At 67.0% G+C, this 19057-nt stretch carries 16 protein-coding genes; 7 read left to right on the forward strand and 9 right to left on the reverse strand.

Features of this window, described 5'->3' with window-relative positions; genetic code table 11:
* The first annotated feature begins 202 nt into the window (after nucleotides 1–202).
* Nucleotides 203–1465, forward strand: coding sequence for a right-handed parallel beta-helix repeat-containing protein (locus BBJ41_RS19700; protein WP_069748025.1), 1263 nt, complete (start codon nucleotides 203–205; stop codon nucleotides 1463–1465).
* 58 nt (nucleotides 1466–1523) lie between these two features.
* Here the strand turns inward: BBJ41_RS19700 and BBJ41_RS19705 are convergent, their stop codons facing one another.
* Both BBJ41_RS19705 and BBJ41_RS19710 read right to left on the reverse strand, forming a co-directional pair.
* Nucleotides 1524–3104 carry a mannose-1-phosphate guanylyltransferase/mannose-6-phosphate isomerase gene (locus BBJ41_RS19705; protein WP_069748026.1) on the reverse strand — a complete coding sequence of 527 codons (1581 nt, stop codon included), beginning with the start codon at nucleotides 3102–3104 and terminating at the stop codon, nucleotides 1524–1526.
* Nucleotides 3101–3727, reverse strand: coding sequence for a GNAT family protein (locus BBJ41_RS19710; protein ID WP_175972584.1), 627 nt, complete (start codon nucleotides 3725–3727; stop codon nucleotides 3101–3103). The genes BBJ41_RS19705 and BBJ41_RS19710 overlap by 4 nt, the downstream gene beginning before the upstream one ends.
* A 1253-nt stretch (nucleotides 3728–4980) precedes the next feature.
* Between BBJ41_RS19710 and BBJ41_RS19715 the strand changes: the two genes are divergently transcribed.
* Nucleotides 4981–6372 carry a sigma-54 dependent transcriptional regulator gene (locus tag BBJ41_RS19715; protein WP_069748027.1) on the forward strand — a complete coding sequence of 464 codons (1392 nt, stop codon included), beginning with the start codon at nucleotides 4981–4983 and terminating at the stop codon, nucleotides 6370–6372.
* A 51-nt stretch (nucleotides 6373–6423) separates the two neighbouring features.
* Here BBJ41_RS19715 and BBJ41_RS19720 read toward each other — a convergent pair whose 3' ends face one another.
* From BBJ41_RS19720 to BBJ41_RS19745, 6 genes are all read right to left on the reverse strand, one after another.
* On the reverse strand, nucleotides 6424–8907 hold the full coding sequence (locus tag BBJ41_RS19720; RefSeq protein WP_069748028.1) for a glycoside hydrolase family 2 protein: 2484 nt from the start codon (nucleotides 8905–8907) through the stop codon (nucleotides 6424–6426).
* Nucleotides 8904–9959, reverse strand: coding sequence for a DUF1839 family protein (locus BBJ41_RS19725; RefSeq protein ID WP_069750272.1), 1056 nt, complete (start codon nucleotides 9957–9959; stop codon nucleotides 8904–8906). The genes BBJ41_RS19720 and BBJ41_RS19725 overlap by 4 nt, the downstream gene beginning before the upstream one ends.
* Entirely contained in the window at nucleotides 9956–10930 is a 975-nt protein-coding gene (locus BBJ41_RS19730) for an amino acid--[acyl-carrier-protein] ligase (protein ID WP_069748029.1), read from the reverse strand. The genes BBJ41_RS19725 and BBJ41_RS19730 overlap by 4 nt, the downstream gene beginning before the upstream one ends.
* Nucleotides 10927–12123: an acyl-CoA dehydrogenase family protein gene (locus tag BBJ41_RS19735; protein ID WP_069748030.1), complete on the reverse strand. Its 1197-nt coding sequence runs from the start codon at nucleotides 12121–12123 to the stop codon at nucleotides 10927–10929. The genes BBJ41_RS19730 and BBJ41_RS19735 overlap by 4 nt, the downstream gene beginning before the upstream one ends.
* Entirely contained in the window at nucleotides 12120–12371 is a 252-nt protein-coding gene (locus tag BBJ41_RS19740) for an acyl carrier protein (RefSeq protein WP_069748031.1), read from the reverse strand. The genes BBJ41_RS19735 and BBJ41_RS19740 overlap by 4 nt, the downstream gene beginning before the upstream one ends.
* A gap of 168 nt (nucleotides 12372–12539) precedes the next feature.
* Nucleotides 12540–13322, reverse strand: a complete 783-nt coding sequence (locus tag BBJ41_RS19745; RefSeq protein WP_175972575.1) for a Crp/Fnr family transcriptional regulator — start codon at nucleotides 13320–13322, stop codon at nucleotides 12540–12542.
* Between the two features lie 99 nt (nucleotides 13323–13421).
* Between BBJ41_RS19745 and BBJ41_RS40505 the strand changes: the two genes are divergently transcribed.
* The 3 genes from BBJ41_RS40505 (at nucleotide 13422) to BBJ41_RS19755 (ending at nucleotide 16465) form a co-directional block, all read left to right on the forward strand.
* Nucleotides 13422–13619 (forward strand): hypothetical protein, encoded by a 198-nt coding sequence (locus BBJ41_RS40505; protein ID WP_156814828.1) that lies wholly within the window; start codon nucleotides 13422–13424, stop codon nucleotides 13617–13619.
* Between the two features lie 645 nt (nucleotides 13620–14264).
* A complete protein-coding gene (locus tag BBJ41_RS19750) occupies nucleotides 14265–15047 on the forward strand; it encodes a Crp/Fnr family transcriptional regulator (RefSeq protein WP_069748032.1) in 783 nt (260 codons plus the stop codon).
* A gap of 11 nt (nucleotides 15048–15058) precedes the next feature.
* A complete protein-coding gene (locus BBJ41_RS19755; protein ID WP_069750274.1) occupies nucleotides 15059–16465 on the forward strand; it encodes an undecaprenyl-phosphate glucose phosphotransferase in 1407 nt (468 codons plus the stop codon).
* A gap of 27 nt (nucleotides 16466–16492) precedes the next feature.
* Here BBJ41_RS19755 and BBJ41_RS19760 read toward each other — a convergent pair whose 3' ends face one another.
* The gene (locus tag BBJ41_RS19760; RefSeq protein WP_069748033.1) at nucleotides 16493–17416 is read right to left on the reverse strand and encodes a LysR family transcriptional regulator; all 924 of its coding nucleotides are present in this window, start codon (nucleotides 17414–17416) and stop codon (nucleotides 16493–16495) included.
* A gap of 213 nt (nucleotides 17417–17629) precedes the next feature.
* Here BBJ41_RS19760 and BBJ41_RS19765 point away from each other — a divergent pair, with 213 nt between their 5' ends.
* Both BBJ41_RS19765 and BBJ41_RS19770 read left to right on the forward strand, forming a co-directional pair.
* Nucleotides 17630–18292 (forward strand): amino acid ABC transporter permease, encoded by a 663-nt coding sequence (locus BBJ41_RS19765; protein WP_069748034.1) that lies wholly within the window; start codon nucleotides 17630–17632, stop codon nucleotides 18290–18292.
* A complete protein-coding gene (locus BBJ41_RS19770) occupies nucleotides 18289–19050 on the forward strand; it encodes an amino acid ABC transporter ATP-binding protein (protein ID WP_069748035.1) in 762 nt (253 codons plus the stop codon). Before BBJ41_RS19765 ends, BBJ41_RS19770 begins: the two co-directional genes overlap by 4 nt.
* The last annotated feature ends 7 nt before the right edge of the window (nucleotides 19051–19057 follow it).

A 19057-nucleotide genomic window follows, 5' to 3' on the forward strand; every position in this document is an offset into this window, starting at 1 on the left:
TTTCGCGGGCAGGCTTGAGACCGGCCGTTGTACGCAGGTGCCGCCGCGCGCAGCGATGCGTTGCCGGATCATGTTTCTCATGGCATGCGTCCGATGGCACACGCACCGGCCGATCGTCATCAGCCGATTCCCGATGTGACGACACACGCATGCCGCATCGCGCGGTCGTACCGGATCGCCAAACCCAGGAGAATGCTTCGATATGCGTAGATCGCAATGCCTGTCAGGCGCGTGCGCCGTGATGTTCGGCCTGTGTGTGGCGGGCGGCCCGTGGTGGCCGGGGCTTGCCGTGGCCGGATCCGGGGCGTCCGCGCCGGGCGGGATTCATGCGGGCGTGCCGGATGCGTATGTTCGTCCGGCCTCCGACACCGCCGATCAGGCCGACACGCTGCAGCGCGCGCTGGACGCGTTGCGGCCGGGGCAGCGGCTCGTGTTCGCGCCGGGTCGTTACGTCGTCGGTCGTTCGCTCGTCGTGAAGCAGGCGCATGTCGTGCTGTCCGGCTACGGCGCGACGCTGATCGCGACCGTTCCGGAAGACCAGACGATCGAGATGCGCGGCGCAGGTACGACGATCGTCGGATTCAGGCTGACAGGAGCCGGCACGACGCGTCTCTATACGCCGGAATCGACGAAGGTGGACGTGACGGGGCGTGACGTGCAGGTGCTGGACAACGTGATCGACGGTGGCGGCGCCGGCATCTTCGTCTTTGGTGGAACGGATGTCGCGATCGTTGGAAATGAGGTGCTGTCGACGCTCGCCGACGGTATCCACATGACGCACGGCGCGCGCAACGTGCTTGTCCAGGGCAATGTCGTGCGCGGCACCGGAGACGACATGATCGCGGTGGTGAGTTACCGCGAAGACGGCGTGCTGAGCCGCAACGTGCTGATCACCGGAAACTCGCTGGAAGGAAACACCTGGGGGCGGGGCATCACGGTCGTCGGCGGTGCGGATGTGACCATCTCGAACAATATCGTGCGCAACGTGCAGGTGAGCGCCGGCATTCTCGTCGCGCAGGAGGACAGCAACGGGACCTACGGCGCGTCCGACATCCGGATCGAGAACAACGTGATCACGGATATCCAGACCGCGACCGGCCGGACCGATTCGCGTCCGCTCACGCAGCAGGGCGCGATCGACATCAGCACGTGGTCGGGTGCGGTGACGCGCGTGGCCGTGGTCGGCAATCGCGTGTCGCACGCGCGGTTCGACGGCATTCGTCTGTGGGGGAACGTATCAGGGGTCCGGCTGGCAGGTAACCAGTTGTCGGCGATCGACGGTCAGCCGGTGCGGGTTGGCCCCGCCCAAACCTGCGCAACCGGCCAGAAGCGTGCGGCGCCGTGCGCGACGGTGTTTGAGTCCCATTCGGCCGCCCCCGACGTTGCCGGCGCGGATACGTCGTTGCTGCCGCGCGTACGCCAGTACGTCAGGCAGCCGCGCTGGTCGCAGCGCGGCTCCGATTGACCGTGGCTCGGACGGCGCGATCGATCATGCACGGCGTGAATCGGATCGCCACGTGCGGCTATCGGACGGCATCCTGGTCCTGCGCCACGGTGTGCGTATGCGCATTCTGCGAAGCGAGCGGCACCGGCGTGGCCAGCAGTGCTTCAACCTCACGCCCATACTGATCCTCGAACCGGACGATATCGTCCTCGCCGAGATAATCGCCCGACTGGACCTCGATGATCTCGAGCGGAATCCGGCCGGGATTCTCGAGCCGATGCACCTCGCCGACCGCGATATAAGTCGACTCGTTCTCGCACAGCAGGAACGTCTCGTTGCCGCGGGTCACCTTCGCGGTGCCGCGCACGACGATCCAGTGCTCCGCGCGGTGATAATGCATCTGCAGCGACAGCCGCATGCCGGGCTCGACGACGATCCGCTTCACCTGGAACCGCTCGCCGAGGTCGATCGAATCGTAATGCCCCCACGGCCGCTGCACCTTGCGGTGCTCGCTTACCAGCGGGCGCCGGTCCGTCTTCAACCGCGCGACGATGTTCTTCACGCGCTGCACGTCGTGCTTGTTCGCGACCAGCACCGCATCGGGCGTCTCGATCACGACGACGTCCTTCATCCCGACACATGCGATGAGACGTCCCTCCGAGCGCACGAAGCTGTCCTGCGTATCCTCGAACACGATCGGGCCGCGCGCCACGTTGCCCTGATCGTCCTTCGGCATGATTTCCCAGATCGCATCCCAGGTGCCGACGTCCGACCAGCCGGCCGACAGCGGCACCACGATGCCTTCGATGCCGAGTTCGCGGTGCTCGGCGAGGCGCTCCATCACCGCATAGTCGATCGAGTCGGACGGGCATGCGTCGAAGGCCGCCGCATCGATCCGGAAGAACGGATCTTCTGCGACGCCCGCGCGCCAGGCAGTCTCGCAGGCCGAATGGATCGCCGGCGCGAGCGCGCTGATCGCCTTCAGCCACACCGACGCGCGCGTGACGTAAATCCCGCTGTTCCACCAGTAGTCGCCCGAATGCAGGTAGCGCTCGGCGAGCGTCGCATCGGGTTTTTCGACGAAGCGGCCGATCGAGTAGCCGCCATGGCCGCCCTGGCGGCCCGCGCGCGGCTCGCCGACCTGGATATAGCCGTAGCCCGTTTCCGCGCGGCGCGGCAGCACGCCGAGCGTGACGATCGCGCCTTCCTGCGCGTAGCACGCGGCCCGTGCGACGGCATCCTGGAACGCGCCGATATCGGCGATCACGTGATCGGCCGGCATCACCGCGAGCACGGGATCGTCCGCGAGCGCGCTCGCGTCGAGCGCCGCAAGCGTCAGCGCGGGCGCGGTGTTGCGCGCGGCCGGTTCGAGCAGGATGCGGGCGGGCGCCGCGCGGCCGAGCACCTGCGCGGCGCTCATCACGCGATGCTGTTCGCCGCATACCAGCAGCAGCGTGTCGCCGAGCGACGCGTTCTCGATGCCGTTCAGGCGGCGTGCCGTCGCCGACAGCGGCGACTCGTTCGAGATCAGCTCGATCAGCTGCTTCGGATACTGCTCGCGCGACAGCGGCCACAGCCGCGTGCCGGAGCCGCCGGCGAGGATCACCGGCAGGATGCGCGGCAGATCGGGTTCGGGAACCGGGCGAAGGGTGCGGGTCATCGATTGGCTCCGGTATCGGCGGGCAGCCGGTTGTGTGTGCGGCCGTCGGCGCGCGTGTCGTCGTTTCGCGGCCGGGACGCAGAGACGGCCCGGGACAGCAGGTGACGCAGCGTGCCGTCGGCGCGGTTGGCCGGCCGGATCAGGCCGACGAACGGCGCGCCCTGTTCGAGATACGGGCCATAAGCCTTGCGGAATCCGAAGCGTTTGTAGAACGCCTGGCGCGGCGCGGATACGTGCGTGCGCACTGCGGCGTCCGGCCACGCGGCCTGCGCGGCGGTGAGCGCGCGGCCGATCAGCCGCTCGAGCGTGTCGTCGTCGCGGCAGCTCCCGCTGGTCAGTACCTTGTCGATCACGACGTCCGGATCGATGTCGTCGCCGGGCAGGATGCGCGCGTAGGCCGTAACTTCCGTGGTGTCGCCGTCGCGCACGCTCGCATAGACATGCAGCGCGCAGGCGTCCTTGCCGTCGATGTCGAGATGCGTATGCGCATCCTCGACCACCAGCACGACGTTGCGCGCGCGCAGGATCGCATAGAGATCGACGGCGCTCAGGTGTTCGAATTCACAACAATGCCATTCCATGATGCGTTCCTCGCGTGATGCCTTCGGCATGCCGTGCCGCATGGACGCGATCGTCACGTGCGGCGCGGCATCTTCATCATCCGGATGCGCGATGTACTGGTCTGTTCGAAAGCGTACTCACGCTCCGGATTCGCGCGGACCGAGTGGCATGCGACGCGGTGAGCCCGCCCCGGGAACGCGGCAATGTGCGGTAGCACACACCATCGCGGCCGGTGCCTTTCCATAATTGCTCCATCCTGGCGGCCGCACCGCGATGCGCGGCCAGCCAACATCGAATGTGAATAAAGAACCGGGGGCAGGACTTGAAGATTGCGATCGTTCACGACGGGCTGGTCGTGCATGGCGGCGCCGGGCACATGCTCGCGCACACGGTCGGCCGCATTGCGCGAGCCGACGCTTGCAGCCCAGTCGAATTCCTTCAGGACGATGCACGCCTGCGCGGTTGCGCGGCGCGCACGTCGTTCATCCGTACGCTGTCGTGCCCGTTGTCATGCTGCATTGCGGGAAACGGTTGCCGTCACACCCGATTTAACATTGGGCCATCGCGATTCGCCGCAAAATGGTGCGCACAGGTCGCGCGCGCCGGATGGCGCCGGTGCAGCACGAACGCACCGCGCGCCGCGGGGAGACTGATTACGGGGTGTAACGGACGAGCGAGCGGTCGCCACACGATACGGCGGTGCGGTGGCGCGCGGGATTATGCGGCGCGGGCAATGCGGTGCCGGTCATTTCCCGGGATTTCGGCGAAAACCGTGGGTAATGAACAGTGTCAATCTTCGTGAAAAGTAGTATTTGCCACTGATTGACGGGAATGGTCGGAGATAATCAAATCTCAGTGGTCAAAGGGGCGTCGAGCGGGGCGAGCGTCGCGTAACCGGCTGAATCAGGATTATCTTTTGGTAACACGACCATCTTGAAACGGGGTGTAAATTCAGGAACGGATGAAATGCGGTGGTCATTCCGAGATCGGGTTGGCGGCCATCCGGTTCAGCATCGAGCGCGACTGTCGTGTACGACGCGACGCAAATGCGGACGGAATTCCCGTTTGCCGACGTGCCCAGCCTGACGGCGCGTCGCATCAAAGCCGGGACGTCGTGGCTCCTGCGGTCGCGCGTTCCGTTCGAGTTCGATGACAACGAGGCCGGATGACATCCGGCTCGACCTCCAGGGGCTCTCACCGTGTGCAATTTCGATCTTCGCCAAAGCTGCGGAAACGCAGCGCGGACAGGTGGCCATTCGCCGCCGGCCGCAGCGCACGCGAACGGTTCGCGGAGTGGAGAAAGTGATGGTTCGTTATGAATATGCCAATAACGCGCGATAAGAGCGCCGGCGGGGAGAGCGGTAACGGGCAGCGTCCGCTGATCTACTGGACGCAGTCGCCGTCCGTGATGCTGCGAAAGGAACTCGCGCGGCGCGACTGGAAAGTCTCGATCGTCGCGCAGGCGAGCGAGCTGCGCGACACGTCCGGCGAAATCACCTGCGGCATCCTCGATCTGAGCGGCGGCCATGCCGATGCGATCGGCAGCATCGCGTCCACGTGCGCGTCGATGCGCGACGTCGTGTGGGTCGCGCTCGTCGACGTCGGTCAGACGGCTTCCCCGAACGTACGCGCACTGTTGCGCGACTACTGTTTCGACTACGTCACGTTGCCGGCGTCGCACCAGCGGATCGCCGACACGGTCGGCCACGCATACGGAATGGAATGCCTGTTCGCGCGCGACCGCGAACGGCTCGAATCGGAAGAGAAGGGCATCGTCGGCACTTGCAGCGCGATGCTGCGGCTGTTCGATACGGTGCGGCGCTTCGCGCGCACCGACGCACCGGTATTCGTGTTCGGCGAAACGGGCACCGGCAAGGAACTCACGGCCGTCGCGATCCACCGCCATTCGGAGCGGCGCAACGGCCCGTTCGTCGCGGTCAACTGCGGCGCGATCCCGCCGCATCTGCTGCAATCGGAGCTGTTCGGTTACGAGCGCGGCGCGTTTACCGGCGCGAACGCGCGGAAGATCGGCTATGTCGAAGCCGCTAACGGCGGCACGCTGCTGCTCGACGAAATCGGCGACCTGCCGCACGAGAGCCAGGCGAGCCTGCTGCGCTTTCTGCAGGAGCGCGCGATTCATCGCCTTGGCGGCAGCGACCCGGTGCCGGTCGACGTCCGGATCGTATCCGCGACGCACGTCGACCTGCGCGACGCGATGGCGGAAGGGCGCTTTCGCGCGGACCTGTTCCACCGCCTGTGCGTGATGCGCATCGATCAGCCGCCGCTGCGTGCGCGCGGCAAGGACATCGAACTGCTCGCGCACCACATGCTCGAACGTTTCCGCGGCGACGCGCGCCATCGCGTGCGCGGTTTCTCGACGGACGCGATCACGGCGCTCTACAAGCACGATTGGCCCGGCAATGTCCGCGAGCTGATCAACCGCGTGCGTCGCGCCGTCGTGATGACGGAAGGACGCCTGATTACCGCACAGGATCTCGAGCTCGAATACTGTCTCGACGCGGCATCGCCGTCCGTGGCCGACATCCGCAAGTCGATCGAGCGCGAGGCGATCGAAACCGCGTTGCTGCGCACGCGCGGGCGCGTCGCGGCTTCCGCGCGCGAGCTCGGCGTGTCGCGTGCGACGCTGTATCGCTGGATGGAGGCGTACGGGATCGAGCGGCCGCGCGGCACGGGCTCGTCGGACTGAGGCTACGACAGGTAGAGAACGCTCGCGGTTGCAATGACCGCGAGCGTCGCGTCAGCCGGCGAGCGTGGCGCGTACCGCGCGTGCGGCGTTTACCGCGCGGATTTCGACAGCGGGCGGCGTGTCGGCGGCGGCCGGATTTTTTCCGGCGGCTTCCAGCGGGACGAGTGCGACGCGCGCCGGCGTGCCGGGCGCGAGATGGAACCAGTCGTCGCGCGGCACGAAGCCCGGTGCGTCGATCTGCACATGGCGCGCGACGTGCCGCGTGTCGATGTCGACGTGCCAGGTGTCGCCGGTGCGCGATACGCATGCCTCGATCCCGAGTTCACGGCGCGCGAGCACGGCCGGATGCGTGCGGGACGGGAAATGGAACGCCTGTGACAGCAGCGTGCCATCGTCGGCGCGTAGCGTCGCGACGACGGTGTCGTGCTCGCATGGCCCGAAACGGTACGCATAGGTCCAGTCGAAGAAGCGGCCGAGCAGCTCGGCCGAACCGATCCGCACCGTGTCGTGCGCGGCGATCCGCACCGGGCAGCCGGCACGTGCGACCGCCGTGCGACCGTCGCGCAGCGCGACCAATTCGAGCGCCGCCGACAGCGGCGCCGGGCGCTCGTTGACGACATGCACGTCCAGGCCGTTCAGGCCTTCATCGACCAGCAGCACCTGCACGGGCTGCAGTACCTGGCGCAGCGCATACCATGCCGATTTCGGCCGATGCGCGGCGTCGATCACGCCCCAGCCGGCGCCGGGCATCACATCCAGGAACTGCCATACGAGCGCACCGGCGCAACGCGAGCCGGTGCGCCGCCATTCGGAAAACGTTTCGCGCATCAGGTCCGCGATCACCGCGCGCGACAGCTCGAAGTAGCGCGCCGGGTCTTCGCGCCGCAGCCGGTCGGGCGCGACGTCGTACAGCGTCTGCAGATAGTGGTCGCGGATGTCCTCGAAATCCCACGACGTGCCGGGGTCGCGTGGCACGGCCGCCTTCCAGCGCGGCTCGTGCACGCCGGGCCAGGCGAGCTCGGCGAGCGTCGCATCGCACGGCACGTTCGCGAACGCGAGGCATTCGCTTGCGAAGCGCACGTCCGCGCGGCGCGCGTCGTCGAGCGGGCGCAGGTACGCGCCGACGCCGTAGTAGTGCGACACGCGTTCGCGCGGCATGAACGGCAACACGCCGCCGTCGGGCGAATCGGGCACGTACGGGACGTCGGGCCGGCGCGCGGCCGCATGGCCGGCCAGCCGGTCGGCGGTCAGCTCGAGGAAGCGCTGCTTCGGCCCGAGCCCCGACATCGCGGCCTGTTGCGCGATCTCGCTGCCGCCGCACAGCACCGCGAGCGACGGCGAGGCGCCGAGGCGCGCGAGGCACTGCCGGGCTTCGCGCTCGACGTTCTCCGCGAACGCGGGATCGTCGAGCGCGTAGTCGAAGTTCGCGAACATGAAGTCCTGCCAGACCAGTATCCCGAGCCGGTCGCACCAGGCGTGGAAGGCGTCGGCTTCGTAGGTCATCGTGCCGCCGACGCGGATCATGTTGAAACCGGCGTCGCGCGCGAGCCCGAGCAGGCGGCCGTAGGTCGCGTCGTCCGCGTGCAGCGCGAGCGGCGCGGCGCTGCTCCAGCACGCCCCGCGCGCGAACACCGGCACGCCGTTGATGCGCAATCCGAAACCCTTGCCGTCGGCGCCGGCGTCGATCTCGATCGTGCGGAAGCCCGTCGAGCCGAGCGGCCGCCGTTCGTCGCCGATGTGCAGCGTGATGTCGTAGAGGGCCGGTTCGCCGTGCGTGTGCGGCCACCAGCGGCGCACGTTGGGCACCGCGACGCTCGCGCGCAGCCGGTCGGCGCCGGCGCGTTCGAGCGTCGCGTGGTGTTCGCCGCACGACAGCCGGGCCGCGAGCGCGTCGGGCAGCGGCGCGGAGAACGTCAGTTCCGCGTCGAGCCAGCCCGTGTCGCCTTCGACACGGGCGCGCAAATCGCAATCGACCAGAACCGGCGCGGCGGCCGGGTCGAGCACGTCGACGGGCCGCCACGGGCCGGCCGGCACGTACGGCGGAAACCAGCCGGGCATGTGCCCGAACAGCGACGTGCGAACCGTGCGCAGTGCCGCCGGCTCGGCGAGCCGCGTGCGCCAGCGCGCCCGGCGCGGCGCGCGCGCGTCGCGCAGGTGCGGCGCGAGCGCGCGGAAACAGAGGGTGAGCCGGTGCGTGCCGTCGAGCGACACGGGCACGTCGTGCGCGACGAACATGCTGTCGGAGCGCAGGATCGGCGTGTCGTCGAGCCACGCCTGCGCGAGCGTCGCGAGGCCGTGAAAGCGCAGCACGCGCGGCCCGCGGCCGCGCAGCTCGATCCGGTACCAGTGGTCGCGCTTGTCGAGCGACGCGGCTTCGTCGATCCGGCCGGCCAGCGCGAGCGCCTGCGCGACGGTGCCGGGCACGGGCGCTGTGATCCAGCCGTCGCCGTCGGCCGGGAGGGCGCTCGGCGCCTGCGCGGCGCCTGCGGCCGTCGCCAGCATCGACCACGCGGGCGGGGCGGGCGCGCGCGTCACCGCATGACCGGCACGGGCGCCGCGTCGCCGCGCAGGGTCGTCACGTGACGCGGCGGCGCGTTGATCTCCCGCGCGCAGGCGACGAGGTCGGCGTAGGCGGCCTCGATCGCCTCGAGCGTCGAGTCGCCGCGCTCTTCCCTGCCGCGTGCGCAGGCGCGCGCGAGCCGGAATTCCAGCACCATCGCTTCCGACGCGATGCGATCGCACGCGGCGCGGATCTCGGCGAACGGCCCGATGCAGCCGCTCGCCTGCAGCCAGCGCGCATAGTGGCCGAACAGCTCGAAATTCGCGCCGAGCTGCCGCACCGAGTTGAACGAATACGCGTGGAAGTGTTCGAGCGGCGAATCGGCGAGCGTCCTCGCGTCAGCCTGCAACTGCCGCCGGAATGCGGCGATCGGATCGACGACCGGCAGGCGCCGCAGGTGGCGGTGCAGCGCGGCAAGCGACGCTTCGCACAGCGCGCGCTCGTCGAGCGGCGCAAAGCGCCGCTTCGCGCATTCGACGTACGGCGGCAGCGTCATCGGCGAACTGTTGCCGACGAGCCCGTTGTAGTCGAAATCTTCCGCCACGTAATAGCCGCTGTTGTGGAAGTAGCCGATCTGGTGCTTCGAGCGGTCGATCGCATCGATGCCGATCGTCGTCTTCGTGTGCTGCGTGCGATAGCTGCTGCCGCGCGTGTCGGGCAGGAACCACGCGTCGACCTCGACGATCATCAGGTGACCGCGCGCGACCTGCGTCTCGATGTGCTGGTCGAGCGGCTCGTAGATCGAGTGCTCCTGCACGACGATCCCGTAGAGCCGCTCCAGTTCGTCGTGCGGAAACTTGAAGAACGTGAACTGGTCGCCCTCGAAATCGAGCGCGATCGTAAACGGCAGCGCCGCGTACGGATTGAAGCCCCACCACCGGAGCACTTCGAGCCACATGTCGACGTAGCAGTTGGTCTGTTTCCAGACCATCTCCTGACTGTGCAGCGGATGCGGCCGGTAGTGGCGCGCACGATGGCGCACATCCTCGAACGACGCATCCTCGCCGTCGCGGGAAACGAATTTCATCGTGTGCCCCACAGCACGTCGCGGACCTCGCCCGGCCATGCGTCGATGTCGAAGCCGTGGTGGCGGAACAGCGCAAGCGTGAGCCGTTCGAGGCCGAAGCCGACGCAGCCCGTGTGCGCGACGTCGCCCGTCGCGGTGCGGATGTCCCACAGCACGCCGAAATGATCCATGTGGTAGTTGAAGCTCAGGCATGCGGTCTGCCGGTCGTCGTGCTCGATCGGGATCAGCAACTCGAACTTCAGGTTCTGCTCGCGCTGGCTGTCGGCGACGATCTTGCCGCCGCGCCCGAAGAACGGATCGTTCGCGAGATCGATCGCGTTGGGCAGGCGCAGCGCGTCGATCATCTGCGTGCCGCGCTCGATCCACGTCTGGCGGAACGCGACGATCTGCTCGGGCGTGCCGACCCGCACGTACTCGCGCATCCGGAACAGCTGCATCCGGGTCGGATCGAGCGACGGCTCGTGGCGGAAGCAGTACGAGAACACGTCGACGATGCGGCCGTCGGCGGGCAGCGCGCCCGCGCGCGCGACGACCGGATAGACGGGGTAGCACGCGGCCGGCGTCATCACGACATAGGTCGGCTTCTGGCTTTCCGTCCAGTCGTCGCCGCGATCGAGGCATTGCAGCACGCGCTGGTGCTGGCGCTCGTCGCCACAGAACGCATGCACGCTGCCGGCGAGCTGCGGGAAGCTCTTCATGTATTCGCTGCGCTCGAATTCGGTGCGGCTCATCGCCGGCGGGAAGCGCAGCACTTCGGCCTGCTGGTCGGCGCCGAGGCGTGTGACGAATGCGTCGAGCGCTTCGACGACGCGCTCGAACGGCTCGCTGCGGCCGAACAGGCCCTGGATGCCGGTCGAGACCAGCAGGCCGGCATCGATCAGCGCGTCGCGCAGCGGGTTGACGCCCGCGCGGTCGAGCGGCGCGTCGGCGGGAGTGGAGGCGGCGGAGGGCACGGCGAGGCGATCGTTCACGAATGTTTCTCCAGCGTCGCAGGACGCAGCGCGAGCAGCAGGCTCGCAGTGTTGGCGGCAATACGGTCGTTGCTGATCATCAGCGGCGCCGCGTGCAGGTCGCGAATATGGCGGCCGATGCTGAACGGCGTGCCTTGCTTGTAGCCGGCCATCCCGCAGATCATCATCGCCTGGTGCGCGACTTCCAGCGCGGTGGCCGACACGTAGGTTTTCAGCGTATTGATCTCGGCGGCCCAGGCCATGCCGGCCGACCACGAGCGGGCCGACGCACTCGCATGGAGCCGCACCACGTTGTCGACGCGAGCCTGCATCGCCTGCATCAGCGCGAGCGATTCGGCGATGCGTCGCGCGGCGGGCGACGGCGCGCCGTCGGTCTGGCGTGCCTGCGCGCGGAAGAACTGGTGCGCGCGATGGAACGCGTCGCCGGCCACGCCGATCCAGACCGCGGCCCACAGGATGTGCGAGACCGGCACCATCGTTTCCTCGGCGATCTTCGCGAACGGCACGGGCAGGCACTGGACGGCCGCGCCCCGTGCGTCGAGCTCGAAGCCGTTGCTGCAGGTGCCGCGCATCCCGAGCGTGTCCCATTCGCCGCGCCGCGTGAGCGTATAGCCGTCGCGCAGCAGCGTGACGAGTACCTGCTCGGAAGCCGGCGCGTCGGCATCGCGCCGCGCCGTGGCGAGGATGCCGTCCGCGTAGTCGCCGTACGAGATCGTCGGCGCGGATTTGCGCAGCCGGAATTCGCCGCCGTTGGTTTCGAGTGCGCACTGGCTCGCGCGCAGGTTGCCGCCGACGCCGCTTTCCGACGTGGCCGACGCGAGCAGCCACTGGTGGCGCACGAGCTGCTGCATGAACAGCCGGTGCCAGCCCTGGTCGGCGGCGTGGTCGACGATGCAGGCAACCTGGATCTGGTGCATCGCGAACACCATCGCCGACGAGGCGCAGGCCTGGCCGAGGATCGAGCAGGCCGACGCGATGTCTTCGAGCGATGCGCCAGCGCCGCCGAGATGGGTCGGCACCATTGCGCCCAGCAGCCGGCGCGCGCGCATCGCCTCGATCGCCTCGACGGGGCAGCGCGCGTCGCGATCGACCGCATCCGCATGCTGCGCGGCGATCTGTGCGACGGCGTGCGCGGCCTCGTCGAGCCGACGCGATTCGCTGTCGGCCGCGAGTTCGGGGAGCAGCGCGCTCATGCGGAATGCTCGGCGCGTTGAAGCGTGGCGATCGTGTCGGCGAGCGCGTCGATGCTGCGGAACAGGTTGCGGTTCAGCATCTCGTCGGGAATCTCGATGTTGAACTGCTTCTCGATCGCGAGCATCAGCTGGATCGTGTCGAGCGAGGAGAGCCCCGCATCGTAGAGGTCGTCCCCGTCACCGATCGAATCGATCGCGGCTTCGAGGTGGGCGACGTGTTTGAGGATGGTTCTGATTTCGTTTTTCACGTGCTGCTCCGGCGTGCGTGGTGTCGTCCGCTCGGGCAGACGCGCAAAATGCGCTGACGTCCCCCCGGCAGTCCGGCATCAGTAGACCATTCGCCAGCACGGCGTTCTGTTCGCCACCCTACAAACCGTCAACCCCGCAGGCGCGCGCCGCGCGAATCGGCGCGGCAATCAGGCGCGCGATGCGGCCGGCACGCCGGAGTCGGCCGACAGGATGCGCTTCATCTCGTCGCGCACGATCGCGCGGCAGCCGCACGACATTCGTTCGAGACCGTCGAGGTCGGCGAGCTCGATCGAGCTCCGGTATTGCCGGATCAGGCCGAGCTTCTGGATCTCGCCCGCGGCATCCGTGACCGTTTCGCGCCGCACGCCGAGCATCTGCGCGAGCATGCTGTGCGTCACCTGGATCTCGATGCTGCGCGTGCGGTCGTACGCGAGCAGGAACCATCGGCATAACTGATGTTTGAGCACGTGGTGACGGCTGCAGAACGTGATCTGCGACACCTGCGCCATCAGCAGCCGCACGCAGACGAACACGAGATGGCGGATCACCGGCGACGCATCGAACGCGGCGGCGAACACGCGCCGGTCGAGCCGGTAGACGAAGCCGTCGCGGCAGGCGACCGCACGGCAGGGCATCCTGCCGCTGCCGCCGATCACGTCGTCGCAGACCACGCTTTCGTTGCCGATCTCCGCCACTTCCAGCGTCATGCCGCCGGACGACACGTATTGCAGCGAAATCGCCGTCGTGACGGGCAGGTAGACCGCGGCGAGCATGTCGCCGGGTTCGCAGAGCACTTGCCCGGATTTCAGGTGGACGAGTTGAAGATGAGGGGCCAGCGTGGTGAGCTCGTCGCGGTCGATGGCCGCGAGAAACCGGTTGGCATCGAAACTGTGGGAAAGCTCGATCATGCCGTTCGCTTGCGCGACGGCTTCATGGGCCTGGTGGGTCACGGCGCATCCTCGTAGGGTGGCGGTCGCGCGCCGTCGCGGCGATATCCCGGAAAATGGGATTTCGCACGCTCGTGCGGACTTGTGTTCATCGAAATTCAAATGACGATGCTGCGGAAAAGGCTAGCACGCAATTTCATTTTGCCAATTGCACGGCGCGTCATTTCACAAAGTTTGACGATTTCGATTGCATGCAAACGTTATCCGGATTTAATGATTCATTTCCAAGAAATTAATCATCCGGAAAAGGAATGGCGTGCTGGCGAACTATTCAATGCCGATCGTGCGTCAATCGCGTGACATCATGAATCGTCCGGAGAAAGTGCCGCGCGCCCATTGAACATTATTTGACAAATAACCGGGGATCGCTTGATTTTGCATTCAGATCAATGACTTGGATGCGATGTGTGCGATAGCGGACAGAGCCTGAAATTAGTGGGTGGATTCAAATTTGAGACAGTTTCAAACAAGCGTGTGACGCGCCGAAATGCCTCGGCATGCCGTCCGGCACGTCACGGAAACAATTGAAAATCGACTGTAAGTATTTGAAGGATAAGCGTCGCGGGGCAGGTTGGGACGTCGCGATTCGACGCGCGCGAATTGATCAGTCGAATGACGCGTCATGTCAGTTTCCCGAAAGAGTGTCCGTGGTCCGGAAGAGTGTCCGGAAATGAGACGTTTTTTTCTGCTTCGGGCCGGTTATTCGGGCGATCTAAATGCGGCGTGATTCACATATTAAGCATGGACAGGTATTGGCACGTAAATCGCTTATTCCGGCTGGCGTGTCGAAACGGGACGACCGATTCAATCCGGCGGCAACAAGCCGGAGGTCAATCGGATTCAGGGTTGTGGGCCGCAACTGCTGTCAACGTCCGGGCGCGCATCGCGATAACGAGTTCCGTGCACGCGGCTGCAGGCGGCGCGGACAATAAAAGGGATACAGACATGCTTCATCTTCACTCGACCTACTCGGCGAACGCCATCCTCGATGCCCTCCCTGAGGACAGCATCCGCGCCATCGCACCGCACCTCGAACTGGTCCGGATCAAGGCCGGCATGCTCGACCGGGTCGGCGAGCCGATGCGCCATCTGCACTTCCCGACGACGGCAATGATGTCGGTGCAGCACCTGATGGAGGACGGTGCGATGGTCGAGGTGGCGGTGGTCGGCCGTGAGGGAGCGGTCGGGCTCGCGACGCTCGTCGGCGGGGCGGCGGCGTCGAGCCGGATCGAGGTGCGTATCGCCGGGATGGCCTATCGCGTGCCGTCGTGCGTGATGCGCGCCGAATTCGAACGGTCGCCGGCGACCTACCGGCTGCTGCTCAACTACTGCCAGGCGACGATGGCGCAGGTCTCGCGCAGCGCGCTGTGCAACCGGCATCACTCGGTCAGCGAGCAACTGAGCCGCTGGCTGCTGCTGGCGCACGACCGTATCGACGGCGACGAGCTGGCCGTCACGCAGCAGACGATCGCGAACATGCTCGGCGTGCGCCGCGAGGGCGTGACCGAGGCCGCCGGCAACCTGCAGGAAGCCGGGCTGATCCGGCAGCGCCGCGGCCGCATCACCGTGCTCGATCGTGTCGGCCTCGAACATCACGCGTGCGAATGCTACGACCTGATTCGCGCCGACTATCGCAGGTTGCTCGGTACGCGCGGGAATGCGGGATCGGCGACGGTTCGCCCGCGCATGCCGGAGGTGCGTCGCGGATTCCCGGCACACGGTGCATGACGATGCAGTCGATGTCCGGTGGAACCCATGCGATGCGGCGCGCCGCGATCGCGGCGGCCGACGTCGTGCTCGTGCTGGCGGGGGCGCTCGCGGCGCAGGCGGCATCGGGCCTCGCGTGGCGCGAGCTGTCCGATGCGCAACGCGGCGCGATCGCGCTGCTGTGCGTGCTGACGGTGGCGCTGCTGCCGCGCTACCTGCGCACCGTGCGCGGCGGCATCGCGGTGCAGGGCGGTGCACATGTATTGACGCAGACGATGGCGGCCGTCGTCTGCGCGAGCGTGCTGACGGTAGCCGGCACGATGTGGATCATGAACCGCGGCGGCACGGTCACGACGCGCTGGATCGTGCGCACGGTGCTGGCCGGCGACGCGGCACTGCTGCTCGGGCGTACCGCGCTGCTGGCGCTTGCACTGACGCGCGGCGACCCGCGCGCGCGGCAGCGTCGCGTCGCGGTGGTCGGCGCGACGGCGTACGGGCGCGTGGCGATCGAGCGAATGCAGCTCGCGCCGAACGGACCGTTCGTGGCGGCGTGCGTATTCGATGACGATGCGTCGGGCGCCGCCGGCGGCATCGGCGGCGTGCCGGTGATCGACGACTGGAACACGCTGCGCGACATGATTCGCGGCGGCGAGATCGACGAGGTGTGGCTCACGCTGCCGATGTCGCACGAGTGGCGGATCCAGCGCATCGTGCGCGAGCTGCGCGACGAATTCGTCGAGTTGCGGCTGTTGCCCGACGTGCGGCAGATGGCGATGGTCGATCGTTCTGCGACCGACGTGCTCGGCATGCCGGCGATCAATCTCGCGACCACGCCGCGCTCCGCGCCGGAGCTGTGGGCGAAGTTCGCGTTCGACCGGCTGTTCGCGTTCGGCGTGCTGATTCCGTTGCTGCCGCTGCTGTCGATGCTGGCGGTCGCGGTCAAACTGTCGTCGCCGGGGCCGGTGCTGTTCAGGCAGCGGCGCAAGGGTGTCGATGGCCGTGAGTTCGACATCCTGAAGTTCCGGACGATGCGGGTGCATCGCGCGCAGCCGGGCGTCGTGCGGCAGGCGTCGCGCAACGATTCGCGCATCACGCGCGTCGGCGCGTTCCTGCGGCGCACGTCGCTCGACGAGCTGCCGCAGTTCTTCAACGTGCTGTTCGGGCAGATGTCGGTGGTCGGCCCGCGTCCGCACGCGATCGAGCATGACGATTTCTATCGGCAACTGATCGACTGCTACATGTACCGTTACCGCGTGCGGCCCGGCATCACCGGATGGGCGCAGGTGAACGGCTATCGCGGCGAGACGCGCAAGGTCGAGTCGATGGAGGCGCGCGTGAAGTTCGATCTCTTCTACATGCAGAACTGGAGCTTCTGGTTCGACATGAAGATCATCCTGCTGACGGTCGTGCGCGGATTCATCGGGCGCAACGCCTTCTGAGCGTCACGCGCGACGGCCCGCTGCGCATCAGCGGATCACGAATGCATCGGGATACGCGGAGCTTTCCGCCGTATCCCGCACGCACGCCTGCGCGATATCGAGTACGTCGCGCACGGCCGGATTGTTCTTCAGCGCATGCTGGTGAACGAGATAGAAATTGAACCACTGGCTCGAATCGAACGGGCGCGCCACCAGCTCGCGGTTCGCGCACAGATCGGCGGCGGTCAGCGCATTGAGCAGGCTCACGCCGTCGGTCAGCCGGATCACTTCGCCGAGCGAGCTCATGCTCACGCGCAACTCGTAGCCGAGCCGGCGGCGGTCGCTTGAATCGTCGTAGATCAGGTGGTCGGACTGGATCGGCTTGATGTACTGCTGATCGGCGAGATCGTCGTACGTCAGCAGCTTGCGCGCGGCGAGCCGGTTCTTGCGCGTGAGCAGCGCGACCATCTTCGCACCGAACACGGGCACGAAGATCAGGCCCGGTTCATGGATCTCGTACGACACGATCGCGAGATCGAGGCGGCCGCCCTCCACATCCGATATCAGCCGCCCGCTCGCGGCAACGTCGAGCGCGACGCCCGTGCCGGTGTGCGACTGCGCATAGTGCTGCGCGAGCCGCGGCCCGAAGCGGTGGCACAGCCCCGGCGCGCAGCCGATGCGCAGCGACGCGACGCCGCTGTCCTGCAACAGCGAAATTTCCTCTTCGATGCGATTCAGCCGGTCGAGCAACTGCACGGCCTCGTCGAGCATGTAGCGGCCTGCCGGCGAGATCTGCAGGCGCTGGTTCTCGCGCGCGAACAGCCGGATGCGCAGGCTGTCCTCCAGCCGCGCGAGCGCATGGCTGACCGCCGACTGCGTGATGCCGAGCTGAACGGCCGCCTGCCGCGTGGAGCCGGCCGTGGCGATCGCATGGAAGATTTCGATGTCGCGCAGGCTGAAGTCGCTCCGCATGTTCGCTCCGGTCAATCAATTGATTAAAAAAGATCATATATTGACCGAAAAATAATTCAAAGCGAGACTGCGATCCAGTCAAACAACAGGCCGATTCCTTCTGCTGCAATGGCTTCCGGGCTATCTGCAGATGATGAATCAAATCGGTCACTCATCATACGGAGACACCCTCAGTGCCGTTGCGCCGCCGCGCAGCGCGCTGGCCGCCATGCCATGTTCGATTTCCATCTCGTCTTCAAATACCTGCCGATGCTGTTCGAAGCCGCGGCCGTCACGGTCGAGCTGACGCTGCTCGCGACCGTATTCGGCCTGGCCATCGGCCTCGGCGCCGCACTCGGCAGGCTGTCGCGCCATCGCGTGCTGCGCGATGCCACCAGCGCCTATATCTGGCTGATCCGCTCGACGCCGCTGCTCGTGCAGCTCTTCATCATCTATTTCGGGTTGCCGCAGTTCGGGCTCGAGCTGTCGCCGTTCACGTCCGGCGTGATCGGTCTCGCGCTCAACGTCGGCGCGTACAACGCTGAGACGATCCGCGCCGGCATCCTCGCGATTCCGCACGGGCAGGTCGAAGCGGCGCGGTCGCTCGGCTTCGGCGCCGCGCGCACGATGCGGCTCGTCGTGCTGCCGCAGGCGCTCAGGCTGATCGTGCCGCCGCTCGGCAACAACCTGATCATCCTCACCAAGGACACGTCGCTCGTGTCGACGATCACGCTCGCGGAGCTGTTCATGCGCACGCAGCAACTGGTCGGCGCGACCTTCAAGCCATTCGAACTCTACTTTGCATGCGCGATGATCTATGCGTTGCTGACCACCGGGACGAGCCTGGTGCTGCGCCAGCTCGAACAGCGGCTGATCCTGAAGGGAGGCCGGGCATGAACGGAACCCAGCCGCAGATCGTCCTGCGCGACATCCACAAGACTTACGGCACGCTCGACGTGTTGAAGGGCATTTCACTCGACGTTTGCAAGGGCGAGGTGGTCGTGCTGATCGGCCCGAGCGGATCGGGAAAGAGCACGCTGCTGCGCTGCGTGAACCACCTGGAGACACCGACGCGCGGCGAGGTGAGGGTGCTCGGCAGCCTCGTCAACGACCCGGGCCGCGGCCACCGCGCGCAGGAGCGCTACCTGAATGCGATGCGGATGAAGGTCGGCATGGTGTTTCAGCATTTCAACCTGTTCCCGCACCTGACCGTGCTCGACAACCTGACGCTCGCGCCGATGCAACTGCTCGGCATGACGGCGTCGCAGGCGCGGGACGAAGCGCGGGAGCTGCTCGACAAGGTCGGCGTGCTCGACAAGCAGGACGTCTATCCCGGCAACCTGTCCGGCGGGCAGAAGCAGCGTGTCGCGATTGCGCGGGCGCTGGCGCTCAAGCCCGACGCGATGCTGTTCGACGAACCGACGTCGGCGCTCGACCCCGAGATGGTCGGCGGCGTGCTGGCCGTCATGGAGCGGCTGGCCAAGGCCGGCATGACGATGATGGTCGTCACGCACGAAATGCGGTTCGCGGAACGCGTGGCCGATCGCGTCGTCTTCATGGCCGACGGCCGGGTAGTCGAGGACGGCTGTCCGACCGAGATCTTTCATCGGCCTTCGCACGAACGGACCCAGGCGTTCCTCGCCGATATCCGCTGACCGCGCG

The organism is Burkholderia stabilis (assembly GCF_001742165.1).
Classification (GTDB): Bacteria; Pseudomonadota; Gammaproteobacteria; order Burkholderiales; family Burkholderiaceae; genus Burkholderia; species Burkholderia stabilis.

Bases quoted from the DNA above. Each gene is read 5' to 3' on its own strand.
- BBJ41_RS19735 (WP_069748030.1), bottom strand. From the start codon at position 12,123: ATGAGCGCGCTGCTCCCCGAACTCGCGGCCGACAGCGAATCGCGTCGG.
- BBJ41_RS19710 (WP_175972584.1), bottom strand. From the start codon at position 3,727: ATGCGGCACGGCATGCCGAAGGCATCACGCGAGGAACGCATCATGGAA.
- BBJ41_RS19755 (WP_069750274.1), top strand. From the start codon at position 15,059: ATGTCCGGTGGAACCCATGCGATGCGGCGCGCCGCGATCGCGGCGGCC.
- BBJ41_RS19770 (WP_069748035.1), top strand. From the start codon at position 18,289: ATGAACGGAACCCAGCCGCAGATCGTCCTGCGCGACATCCACAAGACT.
- BBJ41_RS19760 (WP_069748033.1), bottom strand. From the start codon at position 17,416: ATGCGGAGCGACTTCAGCCTGCGCGACATCGAAATCTTCCATGCGATC.
- BBJ41_RS19705 (WP_069748026.1), bottom strand. From the start codon at position 3,104: ATGACCCGCACCCTTCGCCCGGTTCCCGAACCCGATCTGCCGCGCATC.
- BBJ41_RS19700 (WP_069748025.1), top strand. From the start codon at position 203: ATGCGTAGATCGCAATGCCTGTCAGGCGCGTGCGCCGTGATGTTCGGC.
- BBJ41_RS19750 (WP_069748032.1), top strand. From the start codon at position 14,265: ATGCTTCATCTTCACTCGACCTACTCGGCGAACGCCATCCTCGATGCC.
- BBJ41_RS19715 (WP_069748027.1), top strand. From the start codon at position 4,981: ATGAATATGCCAATAACGCGCGATAAGAGCGCCGGCGGGGAGAGCGGT.
- BBJ41_RS40505 (WP_156814828.1), top strand. From the start codon at position 13,422: ATGACGATGCTGCGGAAAAGGCTAGCACGCAATTTCATTTTGCCAATT.
- BBJ41_RS19765 (WP_069748034.1), top strand. From the start codon at position 17,630: ATGTTCGATTTCCATCTCGTCTTCAAATACCTGCCGATGCTGTTCGAA.
- BBJ41_RS19725 (WP_069750272.1), bottom strand. From the start codon at position 9,959: ATGAAATTCGTTTCCCGCGACGGCGAGGATGCGTCGTTCGAGGATGTG.